Origin of the sequence: Asticcacaulis sp. AC466 (assembly GCF_000495815.1) — a bacterium.
GTDB lineage: Bacteria > Pseudomonadota > Alphaproteobacteria > Caulobacterales > Caulobacteraceae > Asticcacaulis.
The window spans coordinates 726,837-746,615 of the sequence record NZ_AWGE01000001.1 but is presented as its reverse complement, the minus strand read 5'-3'; the positions used below and the strand labels follow the sequence as shown (position 1 = coordinate 746,615).

Here is a 19,779-nt window from a genome sequence, read left to right as displayed (position 1 = left end):
CTTCTATGTTCACGCGTACCTTAGCGATTGCCGACGTCGATGAAAGGCACCGCGCCGCCCGTCGTTGTCGGCAGATGGCCGTCCCACTTTTCAATGGCGCGCAGTTTCACCACCTCCGGGGACGAGGCGACGGATTGGGCTAGCAATCGGTTCGCCTCCGCCTGACCGCGCGCCTGTTCGATCTGAGCGTCGGCCTGGGCCTTGGCGACCGCCACCTGCGCCTGGGCCGCGGAGGCGTCGGCGTCTGCCTTAGTCTTGGCCTGGATCGAATCGAGGATCACCTGCGGGTAGCGGATCGTGCCGATCCAGTCGAGCTGGCTAATGTTGACGCCCTGCGCCTCCCACTTGCGGTTGACCCGCGCCAGCGCCTTCTGGATCACCTGCTGGCGGCCGCCGCGATAGAGATATTCGACGCTGACCAGTTCGGTTTCAGCCGCAATGGCAGAGCGGACGTCGTTACGGATCGGACCTTCGAACAACTGGTCGAAGGTCAGGCGATAACGTGTATACAGCGCCGGCGCCTTCGATGGATCGATGCGCATGACCAGTTGCACATCGGCCGTCATCGGCAGGGCATTATTGTCCGAGAAGGTGACCTCCTCGTTCTCCGGGCCGCGCTCGTCCTTTTCACGCGTGTACGTATAGGTGCGCTGTATGACCGGGAATTCCGCGATACGTTCGCCCGGCAGGTTGATGTGCCAGCCCGACGGCAGCGGCGTCTTGTCGACACCGGCATTGGGTCCGAGCGTGCGGATCTTGACGCCGACATTACCCGGCTGGATCGTCTGACCGCAGGACACAAGCGTGCCCAGCAGAATGACGCCGACTACGGCAGCCGACCCGAGGACCTTGAGACGGCCCGGAATGGATACCCCGTTGGGGCGGATATTGTTCATAACCATGTGCTTGTTTCGCGGTCTGCGGCCTGAACTTTACGCGGCGCAGTCCCCCGACCTTTCGTTGTTGAGGGTGATGAAGCTATCGGCAAGCAACCGCGCGCCTTCCTTTAGGAAGGTCAAAATCGTCTTGGTTTCGGGGGCTTGATCGCGAGTAAAGCAAATATGGGCTGGTGCCGAGATTTCGACTTCGGGCGGTTGGGTACAGGTTTTGACAAGCCAGACCTCTTCACCGGAATTTTGATGCCGCGCAGTGTGCTTGCGGCTGTGCCTTTTTAACTTAAGCTCTCGATCCTTCATTTAGCAGCGTTCCCCCATATCACTTGGGAACGCAGATATATTACATGGCGCCTCGAAAGCCATAAAGCGAAACACGACACAGGTCACGTAAACGTGACCACGAGCGGGCCCAATGAGGCGGCCCAGTGAGGCTGGCAAATCAGGCGGTCTTGGCCGGAGGTACAGCGCTCGCCGCCTTGGCGGCAGCATCATCCTTTTGGCGGAACTTCTTCTTCATACCGGATACCCAGCCGGCAAAGCTGTCATTGGCCGCCGCCGACGCCGCGAAATCCTTGGCGCTCAATGTACCGCCGTCGAGCGGGGCCAAGGCGACCCGCACGGCGTCCGGCGCCGACGCCGTATCGGCGAACTTGCCGAAACGCGTAGACAGACGCGTCAGAGACGGCTGGTCCTTTTGCAGGCTGTAGGCAACGGCGGCGCGGATCAGCCGGCCTTCATCGCCTTGCGCCAAGGGCCCACCCTTTTTCCATATATCTCCTAGCCGACGTTCCAATATGGCCCCGGCCCGGGCATAGTCCTGCTTGTTCCAGTACACATCGGCGCGCACATCGTCGGCGTCCGGCGAGTTGTCACTGCTCAACACATCAAGCGCCTTGTCCGGTTCGTTCAGTTCATTGAGCGCCCGCGCTTCCAAAATCCGCCGCTCCGCCATGACCGCCTTGGGCAGAAGCGTCGTGCGGGTATTCCACAAGGCCTGCAAAGCCTTCTGCGGATTATGGTTCATCAGGTAGATGGCCGCCAGATCCGAGGCGACCGATGATCTGGCGACGCCATCCAGCCGGTGATTTACCTGGTAATCCAGCAGCTCGGCGGCCTGGTCCAGCAGATCGACATCAACCAGACGGCGTACGATGCGACGCACCATTTCGTCGCCGTCGGCGCCAATGGGCGTCAGGTCCTTTTTGAAATCGTTGAACAGCGCCAGGGCTTCGATCGGCTGCAGGCCGTCGGCCATGCCGCCAAGGAACAGGGCGCGGAAGGTCTGGTTCATCGACGCCTGGATCTGCGTCGCTTGTGGCTGGCCGGCGAACGACTGACCGCCGCTCTTCATGACCATAAGCGCTTCGCGGTAGCGGCCTTCGCTGAGATAGATCTGGCCCATACTGCCGATCAATTGCAATTCGGTGTCGTCACCGCGCCAACGGAACCGCAGGCTGTCGAGGGCGGCCAGAGTCTGGGCGGATGTGGCCTTCTTCAGATCGTAGGCCAACACGGCCGCATGCATGGCTGCCGGCGTCGCGATACCGTCGTCCGATGCGCGAGCGACTGCCTGATATACTTTCAGGGCCCGCGCCTTGTCCCCTTGGGCTTCGATGATCTGAGCATCGACCAGATAGGCGCCGAGTTTGTCGAGCGAGCTCTGCGCCTGGCCGATAGCGTAGGTGATCATGGCCTGGGCCGTCACCAGATCGTTTTGTTGCAAGGCGGCGAACGCATAGGCGCTGCCGATCCGGGCTCGCCATTCCAGCGGAAACTGGTCCAATGCCCTCAGGCCAAATTTAAAGTCCTTTACGGCGTCGGCATAACGGCCCGCCTTCATTTCCGAATAGCCCGACCAGAGCCGCGATGCGGGATCATTGATCAATTGCGAAGACGCCAGATCACCCGTGGCGGCAGCAAACCGTCCCGTCAGCATGCGCGCGAGAACGCGCAGGCCGCGCACCTGCGGGTCATCCTGACCGCGCGGGCTGGTCTTGACCAGCAGATCGAGTACGCCTTGGGCTTCGTAGTTCAGCCCTTGTCCAACAAGGAAGCGAGCCAGCGCCAGGCGGGCCTTGGTCGGCGCCGCCGAACCGAGATTGCCTTCGTCGGCCGCTGCCGCCTGCAAAGCATTATAGCGCGAGAGGAAGCCTTCCGGCGGCGTGGCCGACCAGTCCGGATTCATCAGGCCTGGGTAGAGGGCATTCTTGTAGGCCAGAGCCGCGTCCGAGGGCGACAGGCCACTGCCGGATTTGGACAGTGTAAGTCCGCCAGGCCGCGAAATCTCAATCAGGTCGCCATCGACCTTGACCTTGACATCCGGCGTCATGTGCACAATCGCCGCGCCCTGCGCGGTCGATGCCAGAGTGGCCTCCAGCGTCGTGCGCGAGGTGGACAGGTTCTTGATCGGGCCGCGGGCGGGCACAATCGCCATGCGATCGCCAACCGACGGATCGCGTATCCACGCGACACGTGTGGCACCGGCCAGGTTTATGTTCAGCCCCGGAACGCCGCTCGAATCGTCGCGGACGACATTGACTTCTGCGACATGCCCGTCAAACGGTTTGCCGCCAACACGTACACACCAGACCAGCCCATCGTTGACGGCGGACAGCGAACCGGCCGTGGGCGCTTTCAGGCGCAAAGCCGTGAAACCGTCATTGCGTGTCCATTGGGCATCCTGAATGATCATACCGTCTTTCAGGTTGCCAGGCAGGCGCAGGTCTACCTCTTGGTCGAAGACGACCCACACGGAGTCGCCGCGCCGGAATATGGCCGCCGCAGCCGGTCCCTCAAACGGAAAGGAAATATCCACGCCGCCATCGACGCTGGCGACATCGAGCGCCACGACCGGGGCAGTGGGTGCGCGATTGACACGCGACGGGTTTGCGAGGTCTGTGGGCTTGGATGCCGGCTTCGGCGCGTCCTTGGCGAGATCCTGCAAATTGACGACGACCTTGCCATCGCTCTTGCCGTCATCGGGCCTTTGGTCGTCGACAGCCTTTGGATCGATCTGCACGAAGACCGCACCGTCTTCCCGCCCGAAATGGGTTTCGAAGCCATCGGCTATGGTAAGCCACAGTTCGCTGGCGCGGGCATCCGATTTGAGATCGACCGACTTGACGCCGGCAGGCGGATTGGCGCGAATGTCGCCCAGGTCGGGCCGCATCTGCCCGGGTAATCGTACGACGACCTGTCCATTGTCACGGCGGACCGAAGCACGCGACCCGATCGCACCATAAATTTCCACCCGCCCGGACTGTTTGTTGCGGCCAACCCGAATGTCGATTTCCGACCGCGGCGCTATCTGAGGGATCAGGGCTGGATCACCGAAGGCCAGGCCCGCCATGCCCATCCCGACGGTGACGGCGACGATTGCCGAGGTTCGCAAAGAAAGATTCAACGACCGTTTGGCTGCCTTTGGCGTATCGAGCAACATCCGGGCACGGTCCATCGGCCGCACGGGCGGTTCGGTGCTGTTAACAGACGGTTTACGATCTCGACTCATCAAGCGTTAACTTGCCTGAACGGAGTTTAACCACAGTTAACGCGAAACCAGATTATGCCGGATCGAAGCGAAATGAGCAAAGCAGTAGCTCACTTCGCGCCGAAGCCGCGCTTTAGCGTCCTGGCATTGCCGCCTGGAATTCATCTGCCGTAACGAAGCCGTCATTATTCTTGTCCAGCGCCTTGAAGGCCGCATCGACATAGGCCTTGTATTCCGCAGCCGAAACGCTGCTGTCGCCATTTGTATCGGCTGCCTTCAGTGCCGCCAGACGCTGCTGCATCATCTGCGCCATGCCGCCTCCGCGCTGAGCCGCTTCGGCACCCGCTGCGTCGATTTCGGCGAAGGAAAGCGCCCCATTGCCATCGGTATCGATACGGCGGAACTGGTTTTGCCGGCCGGCTTCGTACTCAGCCAGACTGACCTTGCCGTCTTTGTCAGTGTCATAGCGCTCCAGCATACCACCACGACCGCCGCGCCCCTCTCCGGTTTGGGCGTGGGCGGCGATGGCCGTAAGGGCGAAAACGCCCGCAATGAGCGCGGAAGAAAAACGAGAAATGCGTGACATGTGTTGCCTGTCTCTCTGTGTGCCGACCCAGCTGTTCCTTCACTTGTACGTTGTCAGGCCATCGCTTCCGTCGCCGCATCGATCATTTTTTCCACAGGCGGCGAGGCCTACTTCTTCGCCGGAACCGGGGGCTGAGCGGGTTTAGCGGCGGGCGTAGCGGCGCCCGGCTTGGCAGGTGCCTTAGCATTGGCATTGGCGTTCGCAGTGGTCGGCGGCGCTCCGGCAGCGGACGGACCACCGGCCGTGGCCTTATTCAACTGCTGCTGCAAACCGTCGGCGCGCTGCATGCGCTTGGCCAACTTTTCAGTAAGGTCGCGGGCCGCATCTGGCGTCATAGCGCCCAGGACGGCGGCCAGAGCGCGGTCCTTCATTTTCGCGGCGATCGGCAGGCGAACCTCATCGCTCATGGTCGTAAGGACCGCGGCCGCATCCTTGGGCTTCATGGCCGAATAGACGGCAACCAGACGATTGGTGTCGTCATCCGAGACCTTTGTCGCCTGGTCCAGGAGGGCCTGAATTTGATTTTTCAGGTCGGACAGCTGGGCGATGCGCGCGTCCAGCTTGGAATCGGCGGCCTGGACGAGTTGGCCGCGCGAATTCAGTTGTTGTTCGCGCTGATCGAGTTGCGCGCTGCGCGTCCGCAGGCTTTGCAGAATGGTCAGTTCGCTCGGCGACATGCCAGCCTGTTGCGCCAACTGTTCGACGCTGGTGGCGCATATCGGCGCGGCCGGCGCCGTAGCGGCCGCATCCTTGGCCTGCGACGCGGCGTCGGCCGCCATCACGGTAGGATCGACGCCGTAGCTTTGCGTGGGATCATCCGACTTGGTCACCTCACCCGCAGCACCCGCCTTGGCCTTTTTTGCCGGCTTTTCAGGCGCGGCCTTCTTTTCCGCGGCGACGGCCTCATTCTGGTGGAACAGATCCGGCATGACGTCGAGGCTGGTGATCACCTTCAGAGCCAAAACACCGGTCACGGCGACGGCGACAAGCGGCAAAAGTCGAGGCAAGGCCATTCAAAAACTCTTTCACAAAAGCCACGGCCATCTCCGGTTCAGGATATGGCGACGGATTATTTATTTCACGTCTTATCGGTTCTTTGGCGCATTGCCGCCGAACAGATCGTCCTCAACGGACATAACCTGCCGTGTCGGCAGGTTGAGCGTGCGAATCATTTCGTTGAGATTGGCGACAACCAGTTCCGACATCTGGACGGCATCGACCATTTCGCTGTCATCTTGCGGCGGAATATCGGGCAACAGGCTCCGCCCTTTTCGCGCATAGGGCGTCTGATTGAGGGGAACGTCCTTGGGTCGGCTTTCCCGCGGCCGAACCATGTCGTTGAGGAACGGATGCCGTGCCGGCGCCGCTTCACGCGTCGGTTCGTAGTGGGCGGGCCGGATAACTTCGGGGCGTGTCGTTTCGGGGCGCGATTCTGGCCGTGCGTCTGTTCGCGGGGCCGGCTGAGCGCGCAGGGTTTCGAAACTGGCCAGGCCCTTGTCGATGTCCTTTTGCACCCGTTCGGCGCGCGTCACCTGAAGGTCGAGCTTTTGCAGGACATCGCGGGCGGCCAGAATACGGCCGTGCAGCAGCTCCTGCGAATCGTCGGCATTGGCCCGCAGTTCCTTAAGCGCAGTGTGTGCCCGGATCGCAGCGTCGTCCAGTTCGCCAACCGCCTTGGCAAACCCTTCATGAGCGGCGCGCAGGGCCTTGAGGCGCTTGTTAAGCCCCACGCCATACCACAGGACGGTGACCAGAAGCACCATCAGGATACCGTTCATAACCAGGTTTACGTCCATACCCCGCCCTACTTCTTCGGCAACTGCGTCAGGCGCCGTTTTGTTGACGCCGCCAGCGGGCTGTCGACGCGCACCGCGATCGAATGTCCCTTGCGCCCCATGCGGCCGATGGTCAGCGGGATATTGCCGCATTTCAACTGCACCGGAGAATCGCCATTGGCGTTGAGCATGATGGTTTGTCCGACCTGTAAATTCAACACTTTGGACAAGGGAATCTGCTGTTCATCCAGAACGGCGCGCACTTCCATCTGGGTCGTCCACAATTCGGTCGCCAAATGGCTTTCCCAGATATTGTCGCGGCCGAACTTTTCCCCCATGAACTGCTGGAGCAGCATCTTGCGGATCGGTTCCAGCGTGGCATAGGGCAGCAGAAGCTCGACGCGCCCGCCGCGATCTTCCATGTCGATGCGCAGCTTGACCAGGATGGCGGCATTGGCCGGCCGCGCGATGGCGGCGAAGCGCGGATTGGTTTCCAGGCGATCCAGATTGAAGTTGACGGGTGTCAGGGGTTCGAAGGCGGCACGGGCATCGTTCAGGATGACCTCGACCATGCGCTGGACCAGAACGCGTTCGATGGTGGTATAGGGACGGCCTTCGATACGCAGCGCCGCCGTACCACGACGCCCGCCCAGGAGCACATCGACGATAGAATAGATCAGGTTGGAATCGACCGTGAGCAGGCCGTAATTGTCCAATTCTTCGGCGCGAAACACGGCCAGGATAGCAGGCAGAGGGATGGAGTTTAGGTAATCGCCGAACCGGATCGATGAAATATTGTCGAGCGACACTTCGACGTTGTCTGAGGTGAAGTTACGCAAGGACGTCGTCATCAGGCGAACCAGACGGTCGAAGACGATTTCCAGCATTGGCAGGCGTTCGTAGGACACCATCGCCGAATTGATGATCGCCCGGATGCCCGAACGTTCATTGTAATCGTCTTCCGACAGGTCGAAGCCGAGCAGGCTGTCGATTTCATCCTGATTGAGGATGCGTTCGGCGCCGGCGGGCATATTGAAACGCTCGCCCATTCCCCCGCCACCGCCGACCATGGCTTCCCACTCGGCCGCCAGATCTCCGCCGTCCCCGCCACCGCCACCACCACCACCACCGGTGGCCGCATCGGCTTCGGCGGCGAGTTCCGCCTCCCAAGCCGCCATCATGGCTTCCTGATCTACTTCATCCGCGGCCATGTCAGGTTACCAGCATCTCGGTGATTAGAACGGCATTGACCTTGTGCGGCGCCAATACCAGATTGATGCGACGAAGGATTTCCAGGCGCAGCTGGTAATTGCCTTCCGAGCCGCTCAGGTCGTCGGGGCGCAGTTCACGAATGAAGCCCTGGAGCACGTCATTTATGCGGGGCATGTTTTCATTGAGGGCGTCTACCGTGTCCTGGTCAGCACATTCGAAGGTCATTTTGAGCTTGAGGTAGGAGGCGCGGCCGTCCGGCGACTGAATATTGGCGACCGTCGTCGGCATGGCGAAATAGGTCGTGCCATTGGGCCCTTCGGTGATGACCGGCTGCGTCGCGGGATCGACCTTTTCCGCACCGCCGCCATGTTCGCCGCCTTCCTTCTTCTTGTCCTTCTTGGCGTCCTTCTTTTCGCCGTGGCCGCCTTTCTCTTCCTTCTTGGCATCGCCGTGCGCGCCGTCCTTGCCTGCCTCGACAGGCGGCTTCGGTTTGAGGAACAGGAAATAGGCCGCAGCACCGCCCCCGCCCAGCAGCAGCACAGCTGCAGCGATGATAACGATCAGCAAGGGAAATTTCTTTTTCGCCGGGGCGTCGCCTTCGCCGCCCTCGGCACCGTCAACCGGAGGCGCTTCCGCGTCCTTAGGTTTCTTTTCTTTCTTGGCCAAAATGCCCACCCGCTAAAAACAAACGTGAAGCCGGATACCTGGAGTTTAGGCCCAACTCTTAAACAAACCCTAACCGCCTGACGTAAGGCATTAACGCCACTATGCTCAAACATGGTTAACGATTGCTTGTTAAGGCCGGTCAGGGCGGCATTTTTTGCCGGTATCGCGCAGCCCGTTTTTAGCTCAAAACTGCACAATTCTTTTAATTTCAATCATTTATCGAAATCATCAACCTCTGGCACGGCGCTTGCACGTTCGAAAACATGGTTAACGCAATGACGCGGTGACCGCGGATCAACCCTCTTGCAGGACATGCGGACATGGAAAATACCAATTACGTCGCCTTGTCGCGTCAGATCACCCTGCAAAGAGAGCTGGATATCAGCGCCAACAACCTCGCCAACATGAATACGACGGGCTACAAGTTCGAGGAACTGCTGGTTAATGCCGAACCGGGCGCGCCGGCCGTCAATATGCCGATTCGTACACCGGCCAATTTTGCCTATGACAACGGCGTTGGGCGTAATTTCACGCAAGGCACGCTCAATCAGACAGGCGCACCCTACGATGTTGCGCTTAACGGTGACGGCACCTTCTTCGTCGTCAACACACCTAAGGGCGAGGCCTATACGCGTAACGGCGCCTTTACGCTGGGGGCCGACGGCACCTTGATGACGCAGCAGGGCTATGTCGTCCAGGGCGACGGCGGTCCGATCGTGCTCGACCCAAAGAAAGGTGAGCCGACCATTTCGGCGGACGGCATCATTTCTCAGATGTCACAAGGCCAAACCGAACGCGTCGGCAAACTTAATGTGGTCAGCATCGCCAATATGAGCGATCTGCAAAAAAACGGCGACGGCACCTTCAGCCTGACCAGCAATGCTGCCGCCATCCCTGCCGTCGATGCGCGCATTCAGCAAGGGTTCCTTGAATCGTCCAACGTCAATCCGATGGTTGAAATCACCAATCTGGTGCGCATCAACCGTGCCTATTCCACGCTCTCCGCCATTATCGACCAGAACAGCCAATTGAACCGAAGCGCCGTAGAGCGCCTCGGCCGCGTGGCTTAAGGTAAGGAATTTAGTCAAAAATGCGTGCATTAAGAACCGCTACAACGGGCATGGCCGCCCAGCAGATGAACGTTGAAGTCATCTCCAACAACATCGCCAACATGAATACCGTCGGCTTCAAGAAGCAGCGTGCCGAATTCCAAGACCTGCTCTATCAGAACATCGAGCGGATGGGGTCCCAGTCCTCAGCGTCTGGCACGGTCGTCCCAACGGGTATTCAGATCGGTTCGGGTGTGCGCACCGCGGCGGTTTATCGCATCATGGAACAGGGCACGCCAACCTTGACCGGCAACCCTTACGACATGACAATCCAGGGCAAGGGCTATTTCCAGGTCTTATTGCCATCCGGCGAAACCGCCTATACCCGCGCCGGCAATTTCGAGGTCGATGACCAGGGCCGACTGGTCACCACCGAAGGCTATCTGGTCCAGCCCAACATCAATATACCGCAGGGCTCGACCAACGTCACCATCTCCAAGACCGGCCAGGTCCAGGTGACGACGCTCGGCTCATCGGCCCCGCCTGTGGTGGTGGGCCAGCTCCAGTTGGCCACCTTCTATAACGAAGCCGGCCTCGACGCTCAGGGCGACAATCTGTTCATGCAGTCAGGCGCATCGGGCGCCCCCAATGTGTCTACGCCCGGCGATGTCGGCTTTGGCACGATCCTTCAGAACTACACCGAATCGTCGAACGTCGACGCGGTCTCGGAAATCACCGCGCTGATCGTGGCTCAGCGCGCCTACGAGATGAACTCCAAGGTCATAACCACCGCTGACGAAATGCTGCAAACCACCAGCCAACTGGCCAGAGGCTAAGTCATGAAACGCGTATTGCTCTTCGCCACCTTGCTGTTCGCCCCCTTAGCTGGACACGTCCAGACCGCAGCTGCCCAGACCGCACCGCAATATCTGGTGCTCAAGTCCAGCGTCACCGACGGCGATGGCCGCATCACATTGGGGGATGTGTTCGAAAATGCCGGTGCGGCGTCCGGTGTCGTGCTCGGCTACCGCCAGGATGCCACGGCCGTACTTGACGCCGCCGTCGTGCAGCAGATCGCTGCGCGCAACGGCGTGGTCTGGGACAATCCCCGCGGTCTGCGCAGAATCATCGTCGCTGCCGGCCCCGAAACATCCTCCACGCCCACGCCGCAACGCACGGCCATTACGGGCGCGCAAAACTACGCGGGCTGGGGCGTTCAGGCCCCCGTCGCCGGTCCGGCCGGCCCGATCGTTGTCAGGCGTTCCGAAATGGTCGCCGTCACCTGGACGCAAAACGGACTCAGCCTGACCCTGTCTGGCCAGGTGCAAAAAGATGCCGGCATTGGCGATGCGGTCCAGATCATGAACCCCACGTCCAAGAAGCTTATCGATGCAGTGATTACCGGTCCCGGCACGGCGGTCGCTGGCCAGGCCGCCCTACAGATTCGCAGTCAAACCCTGGTTTCTTCGCGTTAAGCCCTTTTCCAACAGGGCGTTGAAGCCAAAGTCAGTACTTAAGGTCCCGTCATGAAACAGATTGTTCTCGCCACCGCTGCTCTCGCTGCCCTGACCGCCTTGTCCGGTTGCGGATCGATCCACGACACCGTCGCCGGACCGCAACTGAGCGCCATGTCCTATCCGGCGGCGCTGGTTCCGCAACAGCAGCCCGTGATTTATCCTCAGCAAAACAACGCGCCCGCATCGTCGAACTCACTATGGCGTGTCGGCGCGCGAACCTTTTTCAACGATCAGCGCGCCCGCGGTGTCGGCGATATCCTGACCGTACAGGTCGAGATCGACGATTCGGCCCAAACCAGTAATACAACGGACCGTTCACGCACGAACAACTTCAACGCCGCCACCCCGACCATTCTGGGTATAGAATCGTCACTCGGCAAAATTCTCCCCAATGCCTACAATCCTGCCAAGGCGCTGGCCGATTCGTCGTCTTCGACGTCGAACGGCGCCGGCACCGTGAAACGGGCGGAAAAAATTTCCGTCACCATCGCCGCAACGGTCACCGGCGTGCTGCCGAACGGCAATCTGGTCATCCAGGGGACACAGGAAGTGCGTACCAACCGCGAAGTGCGGGTTCTGACCGTAGCCGGCATTGCCCGTCCGGAAGACATTTCGTCGACCAATACCATCCGTCATACGCAACTGGCCGAAGCGCGCATCTCTTACGGTGGTCGCGGCGACATCACCAACATGCAGGGTCCGCCCGCCGCGCAGGCCCTTATGGAAAAATATTCCCCGTTCTAAAGCCGGAAAATTGTGAGCGCCTACGTCTTGACAGGCTTTGACTCAATTTTGAGACTTTTGGCCTAGACTGGCAGCGGTTCCAGACCGGAACCGCTGCCCCCAGGTCCCATGTCCGCACGCTCATCTGCCCGTTCTGCCGATTTCGCGCGCCGCGAAACCGCCGACGTGCGCGCGAAGACCGGGCCGGAGGGCCTGGCCCTGTGGCTCATCTATGCCGAGTTGGCCCTGACGGTCTTCTGCATTCTGATGTTTTCAAATGCCTTGATCGGCCCGGTCTTCGCCCCGCAGAACGACGTGACCGGCGTGTCGGAAAGCGATTCCGCCATTCTTCGCGTCATGTGGCTGCCGGTCTATGCCGTTACCGTGGCCCTGGTTGCCATACGGGCCACCCGCTTGATGCGCATCCTGCCTGGCCTGTTCATGACCGGGCTTCTGGTCGGGCTGTGCTTTGCCTCCAACTACTGGTCGATTGCGCCCGACATAACCATTCGCCGCACCATCGCCCTCGCCTTCACCACCCTGTTCGGCCTCTACCTGGCAAGCCGCTGGCGCGGCGAAGACCTGGTCCAGATCGTCGCAGGCAGCTTCGCCGTTTTGGCCATCGGATCCTATTTCGTTTGTATCGCCGTTCCCAGCCTAGGCATCCACACCGACATCAATGCCGGAGCCTGGAAAGGCCTGTGGTACGAGAAGAACCAGATGGCGGCCATGATGGTTCTGGGCTTTATCGCCGCCTGCGCTTCGGCTTATGTGGCGCCAGAACGCCGCAAGGCATGGATCGGCGTCGCCGTCATGATCTTCCTGCTGGTCGTGCTGTCACGGTCTAAAACCTCGCTGCTCGCCTGCATGGGCAGCGCCGCCGCCATTCCCCTACTGCTGGCACTGCAACGGGGCGGCGTGTTGAGCATCATCTTTACCTGGCTGGCCGCCACCGCCGCCATGACCGGTGCGGCGCTCTTCTACATCATGCCCGACCAGATCCTGAAACTGCTGGGTAAGGACCCGACGCTGACTGGACGCACCGAAATATGGGCCTCGCTGATGCGTTTGTCCGATAAGCATCCATGGCTGGGCTATGGTTACAAGGCCTTCTGGACGCCGGATTCCGTACCGGCGGCGGTGGTGCGGGCCGAAACCCATTGGGAGGTGCCATCGGCGCATAATGGCTGGCTGGACCTGCTGATTCAGTTGGGCTGGATCGGTGTCGCCCTGTTCGGCTTCGTGCTGGCCGCCGGCTTTTTCTGCGCTCTGTTCCGCTTTGCCAGGGTCAGGGACGGCTTTTTCTCCGTGCTGATCCTGATGCTCTTCAGTTTCCTGATCCTGTCGGAAAGCTTTATCCTGTCTCAAAATTCCCTGATATGGGCTTTGTTCGTCTGCGCTCTGGCGCGACTGACCGCCAATGCGGTCGAGGAATAGGCTTTAGGCCTGCCCCACCGCCTCCGAGACCGAGCGGAAACCGTCGGCCTTTAGACGCATGACAAGGTCGCGGCGCACCGCATCGGCGAGTCCCGGCCCGTGATAGACCATGGCCGAATAGAGTTGCACAAGGCTCGCCCCCGCCCGGATCTTGGCGTAGGCCTGTGCCCCCGATGCGATACCGCCCGCGCCGATCAGGGTCAGGCGGCCAGCCGCCGCCGTGGCGGCCACCTTCAACGCCCGCGTCGACAATTCGAACAGCGGCGCCCCCGACAAACCGCCGGATTCACCGGCATATGGCGATTTGAGCCCTTCGCGCGACAAGGTGGTGTTGGACACGATCAACCCGTCCAAGGCATGATCTATGGTGGAAGACACCGTATCCTCGATCTCCCCGTCACTCAGGTCCGGCGCGATTTTGAGAAAGATGGGGCAGTTGACATCCGTTGCCTTCATCAGGGCTGAACGGGTTTCGGCGATCTGGGCCAGCAGGTCATCAAGATGCGACTTGCCCTGAAGCGCGCGCAGGCCCGGCGTATTGGGCGATGAGATGTTGATAGTGAAATAGCTGCCCAGTCCCCATAACCGTTTAAGACCAGTGATGTAGTCGGCCATGCGGTCGGTCGCATCCTTGTTGGCGCCGATGTTCAGCCCGACGACCGCGCCGTTGCGATGCGCATTGATGTGTTCCAGATGCCCGGCAAAAATGTCCAGCCCGGCATTGTTGAAGCCCATGCGATTTATGACCGCTGCGTCTTCGGTCAGGCGGAACAGGCGCGGCTTCGGATTGCCAACCTGCGGCAGGGGCGTCACCGTACCACATTCGGCAAAGCCAAAACCGGCGCGCACCATGGCGAGCGGCACTTCGGCGTTCTTGTCGAAACCCGCCGCTAGCCCGACACAGTTCGCAAACCGCAGAACGCCACCATCGAACGACACGTCCACCGCCAGTTCCGGCGTTTGTAAAGACGACACTGGCCCCAATCCCAACTTAAGGAGCTTAATCGTCAGATTGTGCGCCTCTTCGGCAGCCAGAAGATGCAGGGCGCGGGTGGCGAGTTTATACATCACTTGGCCAGGTAAATGCCGTCATAGACGGGGCGGCCTGCGACATCGACCTCGAACACGGTCGCCGTAGCGGTCGGGTAGTTGCCGCGCACCTTGTCGGTGATTTCCGGTCCGGCGGCGCCTTCGAACAGATATTCCGCCACAAGATACTGGACGCCCGGATTGTGCGCGACGACCAGAAGGCATTGACCCTCGTCTTCGTGACGCTCGATCGCCTGGCGCAGCGCCTCCGATCCGGCATTGTAAAAGTCGTCCGAGATCAGGGCCGGGATATCGCCGAGTACGCTCTTGACCTCTTCGAACGTGCCTTGGGTCCGCGCGGCGGCGGAAACCAGGGCGAAATCGGGTTTCAAGCCGTATGCCTGCAGGGCGCGGGCCACATGTTGCGCTTCTTCGCGTCCGCGCGGCGCCAGCACGCGGTCGAAATCCTCGCCGGAGTCTGCGTCTTTTTCCGCCTTGGCATGGCGCATGATGATAAGCTGTTTCATGCCTCTTGCTATGCTCAGAATCTGCCCCACGGTCAAGCACAAGCCGGCCGGAATGCAAGGTCTGCGCCCGCTTAGCCCAGGTCGCGCGATACCGGCTCCAGCTCGCGCGAGGTCGGCACCGGTTGCGGTGGTACGAGGACCCCGCGCAGTTCGTCCATGATCGACTTTTGCGGACGCGGCGTATGGGCGACGAACGGCCGGCGCCCCGCCTCCATCAGAATCAGCCCGCCCGTCAGGGGCCATATGCGCGGCAATATCTTCTCCAGCGCACCGGCCCAACGCAACAATGACGTTAACGGCGGCGCATAAAGGGCGTAGGACCAGGCCAGGGGTTCGAGATCGGCGTCACGCAGCGCCGCTTCGAGTTGCAGGCGGCTATAGGGCTGACCATAGCCGAAGGGCGTGCGTTCGGCGTGCGCCCAGAAACCGCCCCGCGCCGCCACACCGATGATCAGTTTTCCATTCGGCGCCAGAAGCCGGGCGGCTTCAAGCAGCAGTCCCTGAGGTGTCGGCGATTCCTCCAGGGCGTGGATGATCACTATGCGGTCGAAAAGCCCCGTCGGGAAAGGCAGCGCTTGTTCGTCAATCAAAACCGTGCGCACGCGCATATCGGCAGGCCAGATTTCCGCCCCCTGTCCCGCTGGCATGGCGGCCAGAACGCGACGTCCTTCGGCGAACTGGTCGAGATACGGACTGCAATAACCGATGCCCAATACATCGAGCCCGCGCACGTCCGGCCACGCTTCGCCCAGCTTGCGTCCGATAAGGCGGCGCGCCACCTGCCCTTCCGGCGACAGATAGAAACTGTTGAGGTCTTCGACCGGACGGCGCAAACGGCGTTTCCTTAAGCTTCGCGGGTTCTTATATAGGATACCGTATCAACCCTGTCACGGCGACCCCTAACATGTCCCTAAAGCCTAATCTAAAGATAGAGGTCTTCCCCGCGCTCCAAGACAATTACGGCTTCCTGATTCAGGACCGGGCGACAGGCAAGACCGCCATTATCGATGCGCCGGAACCGCGCGCCATCACCGCACGGCTGGAGGCCTGGGGCGTCGGGCTGGGCTATATTCTCAATACGCATTGGCATCCCGACCACACCGGCGGCAATGTCCTCATCCAGAAGCGATATGGCGCGGTTATCTACGGTCCGGCGGAGGTGCGCCGCATCGCACCGCTCGACCATGTACTTGATCCCGGCGATGTTTTCCACTTGGGTGAGACACGCCTTGACGTCATCGACCTTGGCGGACACACGCTCGGCCATATCGGATATATCGACAGGGCGGGTGGCAACGCCTTCGTCGCCGATACGATCTTCCCCCTCGGCTGCGGCCGCTTGTTCGAAGGCACACCGGCGCAGATGTGGGGTGCACTAAAACGTATCGCGGACCTGCCCGACGAGACGCGGCTCTACAGTGCCCACGAATATTCGCTGTCCAATTTGAAATTCGCCGAACATCTGGCCGGTGATATTCCTATTCATCCCGCTCTGGCCGCCCGGGCCAATATCATCCGCGCCAAACGCGCGGCGGGGGAACCGACCGTACCTTCGACGCTCGCTGAAGAAAAAGCAACCAACCCCTTTTTCGTCTATCCTTTGCAGGAAGAGGATTTCAACGCCCAGGCCGCGAAATTTGGCGAATTGCGCCGGGCCAAGGACCGCTTTTAAAGCCTGCTGCGATTTACCGGCGGGCTGTGTTGCCGACCGGATAGGTCGTGACGATCAGGTTGAATATGCGCTTGGATGACGGACGGCCGCCCCAATAGCCGCGCGAAATATCCAGCTTCAAAACCAGGACGCCGTTCTGAATGGAGGCACTGGGTGGACGGCCTTCGATGAACTGTACGGACTGGATCGGAGCGAGAATCTGCTTGCCACGGCTTTGGGCAGAAACGCGGATCAGGGCGTCGGCCGTGACATCGGCGGCGTCGGCATATAGATAATCCGTACCCGGCGTGACGTCGGGCGCATCAAAGCCGAAATTACGCCCAATGGCCAGGCTGACGCGGCGGCTGGCGTGGACCAGAGACTGGAACAACAGACTGGGCGACATGCGGCCCGGCTGGAACGCCTCGGCGCGGCCGCTAACCGCCACAGGATCACCCGTTGGGCGGTCGTCGCTGAACAGGATCATCCCGCCCCAGCGGGTCGCCTTCAATACCGGCTCACCGACATCGTTTTTATAAATGATATCGCCCTTGGGACCCTGGGTCGGGGTCAGGAGCCAGACCTCGTCGTCGCCATCGAACCGGACAAGCGTATGGCCGCTGGTCTCATCCATGACGAAGCTTTCACCGTCTTCGGACCGAAAATGCGCCACAGGGGGCCGTTCCGGCGTCTGTCCCGGATCGGACTTCTTGCCGAACATGGCTTCCTTGAGAGATCGCGGCCCTTCGGCAAAGGCATGACCAGCCTCTGCGGCGCACAGCAGCAGCAAAAACGCGCTTAGGATACGGACCCAGGAATGTGCCAAATTCTTTGTCATTACCCGGATTACTAGGGTTCGACTTGGGCCAATTTAAGACGCGGAAGGAAATAAATTAAGGCAGGCCGATACGAAAAAGGGGCACGGATATGCCATCCGCGCCCCTTCAATTTTACACTTTAATCAGGCACGGGCCGCTCTGGCGTTGCGAAAATCGTTAGCTTTCGAGACCCAGAGCAGAGCGTACATATCGTACGTGAGCACCGGAAGCTCGGAAGATGACGATTTGCAGGCCCCCAGGGCGGTCCATGGCCACTACAGCATGTGTTGGCCGCCGTTGACGGCTATGGTCGCGCCGGTGATGAACGACGCCATGTCCGAGGCGAGGAAGGCGCAGATTTCAGCCACTTCTTCGGGTGTACCGAGGCGGCCGACGGGGATACCGCCGACAATCTTGTCGAGCACAGGTTGCGGTATGGCGGCGACCATCTCGGTCGACGTGTAGCCGGGTGCTACGCAGTTTACGGTAATGCCCTTGCTGGCCGACTCCATGGCCAGCGCCTTGGTGAAGCCGATCATGCCGGCCTTGGCCGCCGAATAGTTGGTCTGGCCGGCCTGGCCCTTTTGGCCATTGATCGAGGAGATGTTGATAATGCGGCCGTAATTACGCTCACGCATGCCTTCGATCACCTGGCGCGTCATGTTGAAGACGCTGTCCATATTTGTGTGAATGACTTCCTGCCACTGGTCTTTTGACATCTTGTGGAAGAAGCCGTCACGCGTGATGCCGGCATTATTGACTAGAACTTCGATGGGGCCGAGCGCCGCTTCGACTTCCTGGACGGCGCGGGCGCAGTCCTCGAACTTGTCGACGCTGCCCTTGACGATCATCACACCCAGTTCTTCGGCGACCTTTTTGGCGTTCTCTTCATTGCCGGCGTAACCGGCCGCGACTGTAAGGCCAGCATCTTTCAGACGCTTGACAATAGCCTTGCCGATACCGCGCGTACCGCCGGTAACCAATGCGACTCTACCCATATGTAAATCCCTCTCTGTAAGTATGTTTTATACGGCTTCGACGGCCAGGGCGACGCCCATGCCCCCACCAATGCACAGTGTGGCCAAGCCCTTACGGGCGCCCGAGCGCTGCATTTCGTGCAACAGCGTGACCAGCACGCGAGCGCCAGACGCACCAATCGGGTGGCCGATGGCGATCGCCCCGCCATTGACATTGACCTTGGCCGTGTCCCAGCCCAGTTCACGGTTGACGCTGATCGCCTGGGCGGCGAAGGCTTCGTTGGCTTCAATAAGGTCGAGATCATTCACCGACCAGCCCGCCTTGGCCAGCGCCTTCAGCGTTGCCTGAATTGGACCGGTGCCCATGATCGCCGGATCGACGCCGGAAATGCCGCTCGACACAATGCGCGCCAATGGCTTCAGGCCGCGCTCGTCGGCTTCGGCCCGCGACATAAGAACGACCGCGGCCGCGCCATCATTGAGGCCAGACGCATTGGCCGCGGTCACCGTGCCATCCTTGGCAAAGGCCGGACGCAAGCCGGAAATGCTGTCGATCGTCACACCATGGCGAATGAATTCATCGCTGTCGACGACGGTGTCGCCCTTGCGGCCCTTGATCGTATAGGGCGCGATTTCGGTGCTGAACTTGCCGGCCTTCTGTGCCGCCTCGGCCTTGTTTTGCGATGCGACGGCGAATTCGTCCTGTTCCTGACGCGAGATGCCGAACTTGGTGGCGACATTTTCGGCTGTCTGGCCCATGTGGTAATTGTTGAAGGCGTCCCACAGACCGTCCTTGATCATGGTATCGACCAGCGAGAGGTCGCCCATCTTCTGACCGGCGCGAATATAGGCAGCGTACGTCGCCATGGACATGCTTTCCTGGCCACCGGCAACGACGATTGCGCTTTCACCCAAGGCCACCTGCTGGGCGCCCAGCGCCACGGCGCGCAGGCCGGAGCCACAGATCTGGTTGATAGACCAAGCCGGGGATTCGTAGGGAATGCCGGCCTTTACCGAGGCCTGGCGCGCCGGTCCCTGACCTTGCGCGGCCTGGAGCACCTGACCCAGAATAACTTCGTTGATGTCAGCCGCCTGAAGCCCAGCGCGTTCAACGGCTGCCTTAATAGCATGGGCGCCCAGGTCATGCGCCGGGACGGCACCGAATGACCCGAGGAAAGAGCCGACCGGCGTACGCGCGGCGGAGACGATAACGACTTCATTGGACATGCGGGGTTTCCTTTAGCACCTGTGGAAAAGACTGCTCAATCCGGCACTTAAGGCACGTGAAAAGCGAAATCAAGTTACGCCGTTCTCCAGTGGCTTGAACAGTCATTTCATTTTATGACCGCATTGGTGCCCGATCGTGAACACGGCGTCACCTGTAAAATCATCCGTTTTAGGACATGCCATTCAACTTTTTGTGCGCACA

20 protein-coding genes are annotated in these 19,779 nt (G+C 60.5%); 6 read left to right on the top strand and 14 right to left on the bottom strand.

The window, feature by feature from the left end; translation table 11 throughout:
* Nucleotides 1–20 precede the first annotated feature (20 nt).
* From AEAC466_RS26395 to AEAC466_RS26360, 8 genes are all read right to left on the bottom strand, one after another.
* On the bottom strand, nucleotides 21–896 hold the full coding sequence (locus AEAC466_RS26395; protein WP_081714529.1) for an SPFH domain-containing protein: 876 nt from the start codon (nucleotides 894–896) through the stop codon (nucleotides 21–23).
* 36 nt (nucleotides 897–932) lie between these two features.
* Nucleotides 933–1,196, bottom strand: coding sequence for a hypothetical protein (locus AEAC466_RS26390; protein ID WP_023456742.1), 264 nt, complete (start codon nucleotides 1,194–1,196; stop codon nucleotides 933–935).
* Between the two features lie 139 nt (nucleotides 1,197–1,335).
* Entirely contained in the window at nucleotides 1,336–4,404 is a 3,069-nt protein-coding gene (locus tag AEAC466_RS26385) for a hypothetical protein (RefSeq protein WP_031238184.1), read from the bottom strand.
* 112 nt (nucleotides 4,405–4,516) lie between these two features.
* Nucleotides 4,517–4,969, bottom strand: a complete 453-nt coding sequence (locus tag AEAC466_RS26380) for an EF-hand domain-containing protein (protein WP_023456740.1) — start codon at nucleotides 4,967–4,969, stop codon at nucleotides 4,517–4,519.
* A 107-nt stretch (nucleotides 4,970–5,076) separates the two neighbouring features.
* The gene (locus AEAC466_RS26375) at nucleotides 5,077–5,982 is read right to left on the bottom strand and encodes a MotE family protein (protein WP_023456739.1); all 906 of its coding nucleotides are present in this window, start codon (nucleotides 5,980–5,982) and stop codon (nucleotides 5,077–5,079) included.
* A gap of 72 nt (nucleotides 5,983–6,054) precedes the next feature.
* The gene (locus tag AEAC466_RS43585; RefSeq protein WP_023456738.1) at nucleotides 6,055–6,765 is read right to left on the bottom strand and encodes a DUF6468 domain-containing protein; all 711 of its coding nucleotides are present in this window, start codon (nucleotides 6,763–6,765) and stop codon (nucleotides 6,055–6,057) included.
* 8 nt (nucleotides 6,766–6,773) lie between these two features.
* Nucleotides 6,774–7,955, bottom strand: a complete 1,182-nt coding sequence (gene fliM / locus AEAC466_RS26365; protein WP_023456737.1) for a flagellar motor switch protein FliM — start codon at nucleotides 7,953–7,955, stop codon at nucleotides 6,774–6,776.
* Between the two features lies 1 nt (nucleotide 7,956).
* On the bottom strand, nucleotides 7,957–8,622 hold the full coding sequence (locus AEAC466_RS26360) for a flagellar basal body-associated FliL family protein (protein WP_031238182.1): 666 nt from the start codon (nucleotides 8,620–8,622) through the stop codon (nucleotides 7,957–7,959).
* Nucleotides 8,623–8,942: 320 nt separating this feature from the next.
* On the opposite strand from AEAC466_RS26360, the gene flgF reads away from it, so the two are divergent.
* From flgF to AEAC466_RS26335, 5 genes are all read left to right on the top strand, one after another.
* Nucleotides 8,943–9,692 carry a flagellar basal-body rod protein FlgF gene (flgF, locus tag AEAC466_RS26355; RefSeq protein WP_023456735.1) on the top strand — a complete coding sequence of 250 codons (750 nt, stop codon included), beginning with the start codon at nucleotides 8,943–8,945 and terminating at the stop codon, nucleotides 9,690–9,692.
* 20 nt (nucleotides 9,693–9,712) lie between these two features.
* Nucleotides 9,713–10,507 carry a flagellar basal-body rod protein FlgG gene (gene flgG / locus AEAC466_RS26350; protein ID WP_031238181.1) on the top strand — a complete coding sequence of 265 codons (795 nt, stop codon included), beginning with the start codon at nucleotides 9,713–9,715 and terminating at the stop codon, nucleotides 10,505–10,507.
* 3 nt (nucleotides 10,508–10,510) lie between these two features.
* The gene (locus tag AEAC466_RS26345) at nucleotides 10,511–11,146 is read left to right on the top strand and encodes a flagella basal body P-ring formation protein FlgA (protein WP_023456733.1); all 636 of its coding nucleotides are present in this window, start codon (nucleotides 10,511–10,513) and stop codon (nucleotides 11,144–11,146) included.
* Nucleotides 11,147–11,197: 51 nt separating this feature from the next.
* A complete protein-coding gene (flgH, locus tag AEAC466_RS26340; protein WP_023456732.1) occupies nucleotides 11,198–11,932 on the top strand; it encodes a flagellar basal body L-ring protein FlgH in 735 nt (244 codons plus the stop codon).
* Between the two features lie 108 nt (nucleotides 11,933–12,040).
* A complete protein-coding gene (locus tag AEAC466_RS26335; protein WP_023456731.1) occupies nucleotides 12,041–13,348 on the top strand; it encodes an O-antigen ligase family protein in 1,308 nt (435 codons plus the stop codon).
* Between the two features lie 3 nt (nucleotides 13,349–13,351).
* Here AEAC466_RS26335 and AEAC466_RS26330 read toward each other — a convergent pair whose 3' ends face one another.
* The 3 genes from AEAC466_RS26330 to AEAC466_RS26320 all read right to left on the bottom strand — a co-directional run bounded on the left by AEAC466_RS26330 (nucleotide 13,352) and on the right by AEAC466_RS26320 (nucleotide 15,737).
* On the bottom strand, nucleotides 13,352–14,416 hold the full coding sequence (locus AEAC466_RS26330; RefSeq protein WP_023456730.1) for a quinone-dependent dihydroorotate dehydrogenase: 1,065 nt from the start codon (nucleotides 14,414–14,416) through the stop codon (nucleotides 13,352–13,354).
* Complete coding sequence (locus tag AEAC466_RS26325; protein WP_023456729.1) at nucleotides 14,416–14,904, bottom strand: SixA phosphatase family protein; 489 nt, start codon at nucleotides 14,902–14,904, stop codon at nucleotides 14,416–14,418. Before AEAC466_RS26325 ends, AEAC466_RS26330 begins: the two co-directional genes overlap by 1 nt.
* Before the next feature lie 71 nt (nucleotides 14,905–14,975).
* Nucleotides 14,976–15,737 carry a methyltransferase domain-containing protein gene (locus tag AEAC466_RS26320; RefSeq protein WP_023456728.1) on the bottom strand — a complete coding sequence of 254 codons (762 nt, stop codon included), beginning with the start codon at nucleotides 15,735–15,737 and terminating at the stop codon, nucleotides 14,976–14,978.
* A 71-nt stretch (nucleotides 15,738–15,808) separates the two neighbouring features.
* Here AEAC466_RS26320 and gloB point away from each other — a divergent pair, with 71 nt between their 5' ends.
* Nucleotides 15,809–16,576, top strand: a complete 768-nt coding sequence (gloB, locus tag AEAC466_RS26315; protein WP_023456727.1) for a hydroxyacylglutathione hydrolase — start codon at nucleotides 15,809–15,811, stop codon at nucleotides 16,574–16,576.
* 13 nt (nucleotides 16,577–16,589) lie between these two features.
* On the opposite strand, the gene AEAC466_RS26310 is transcribed toward gloB, so the two are convergent.
* The 3 genes from AEAC466_RS26310 to AEAC466_RS26300 form a co-directional block, all read right to left on the bottom strand.
* Nucleotides 16,590–17,381, bottom strand: coding sequence for a DUF4908 domain-containing protein (locus AEAC466_RS26310; protein WP_235074126.1), 792 nt, complete (start codon nucleotides 17,379–17,381; stop codon nucleotides 16,590–16,592).
* A 267-nt stretch (nucleotides 17,382–17,648) separates the two neighbouring features.
* Nucleotides 17,649–18,371 carry an acetoacetyl-CoA reductase gene (gene phbB, locus AEAC466_RS26305; protein WP_031238178.1) on the bottom strand — a complete coding sequence of 241 codons (723 nt, stop codon included), beginning with the start codon at nucleotides 18,369–18,371 and terminating at the stop codon, nucleotides 17,649–17,651.
* Between the two features lie 27 nt (nucleotides 18,372–18,398).
* Nucleotides 18,399–19,577, bottom strand: coding sequence for an acetyl-CoA C-acetyltransferase (locus AEAC466_RS26300; protein ID WP_023456724.1), 1,179 nt, complete (start codon nucleotides 19,575–19,577; stop codon nucleotides 18,399–18,401).
* Nucleotides 19,578–19,779 lie beyond the last annotated feature (202 nt).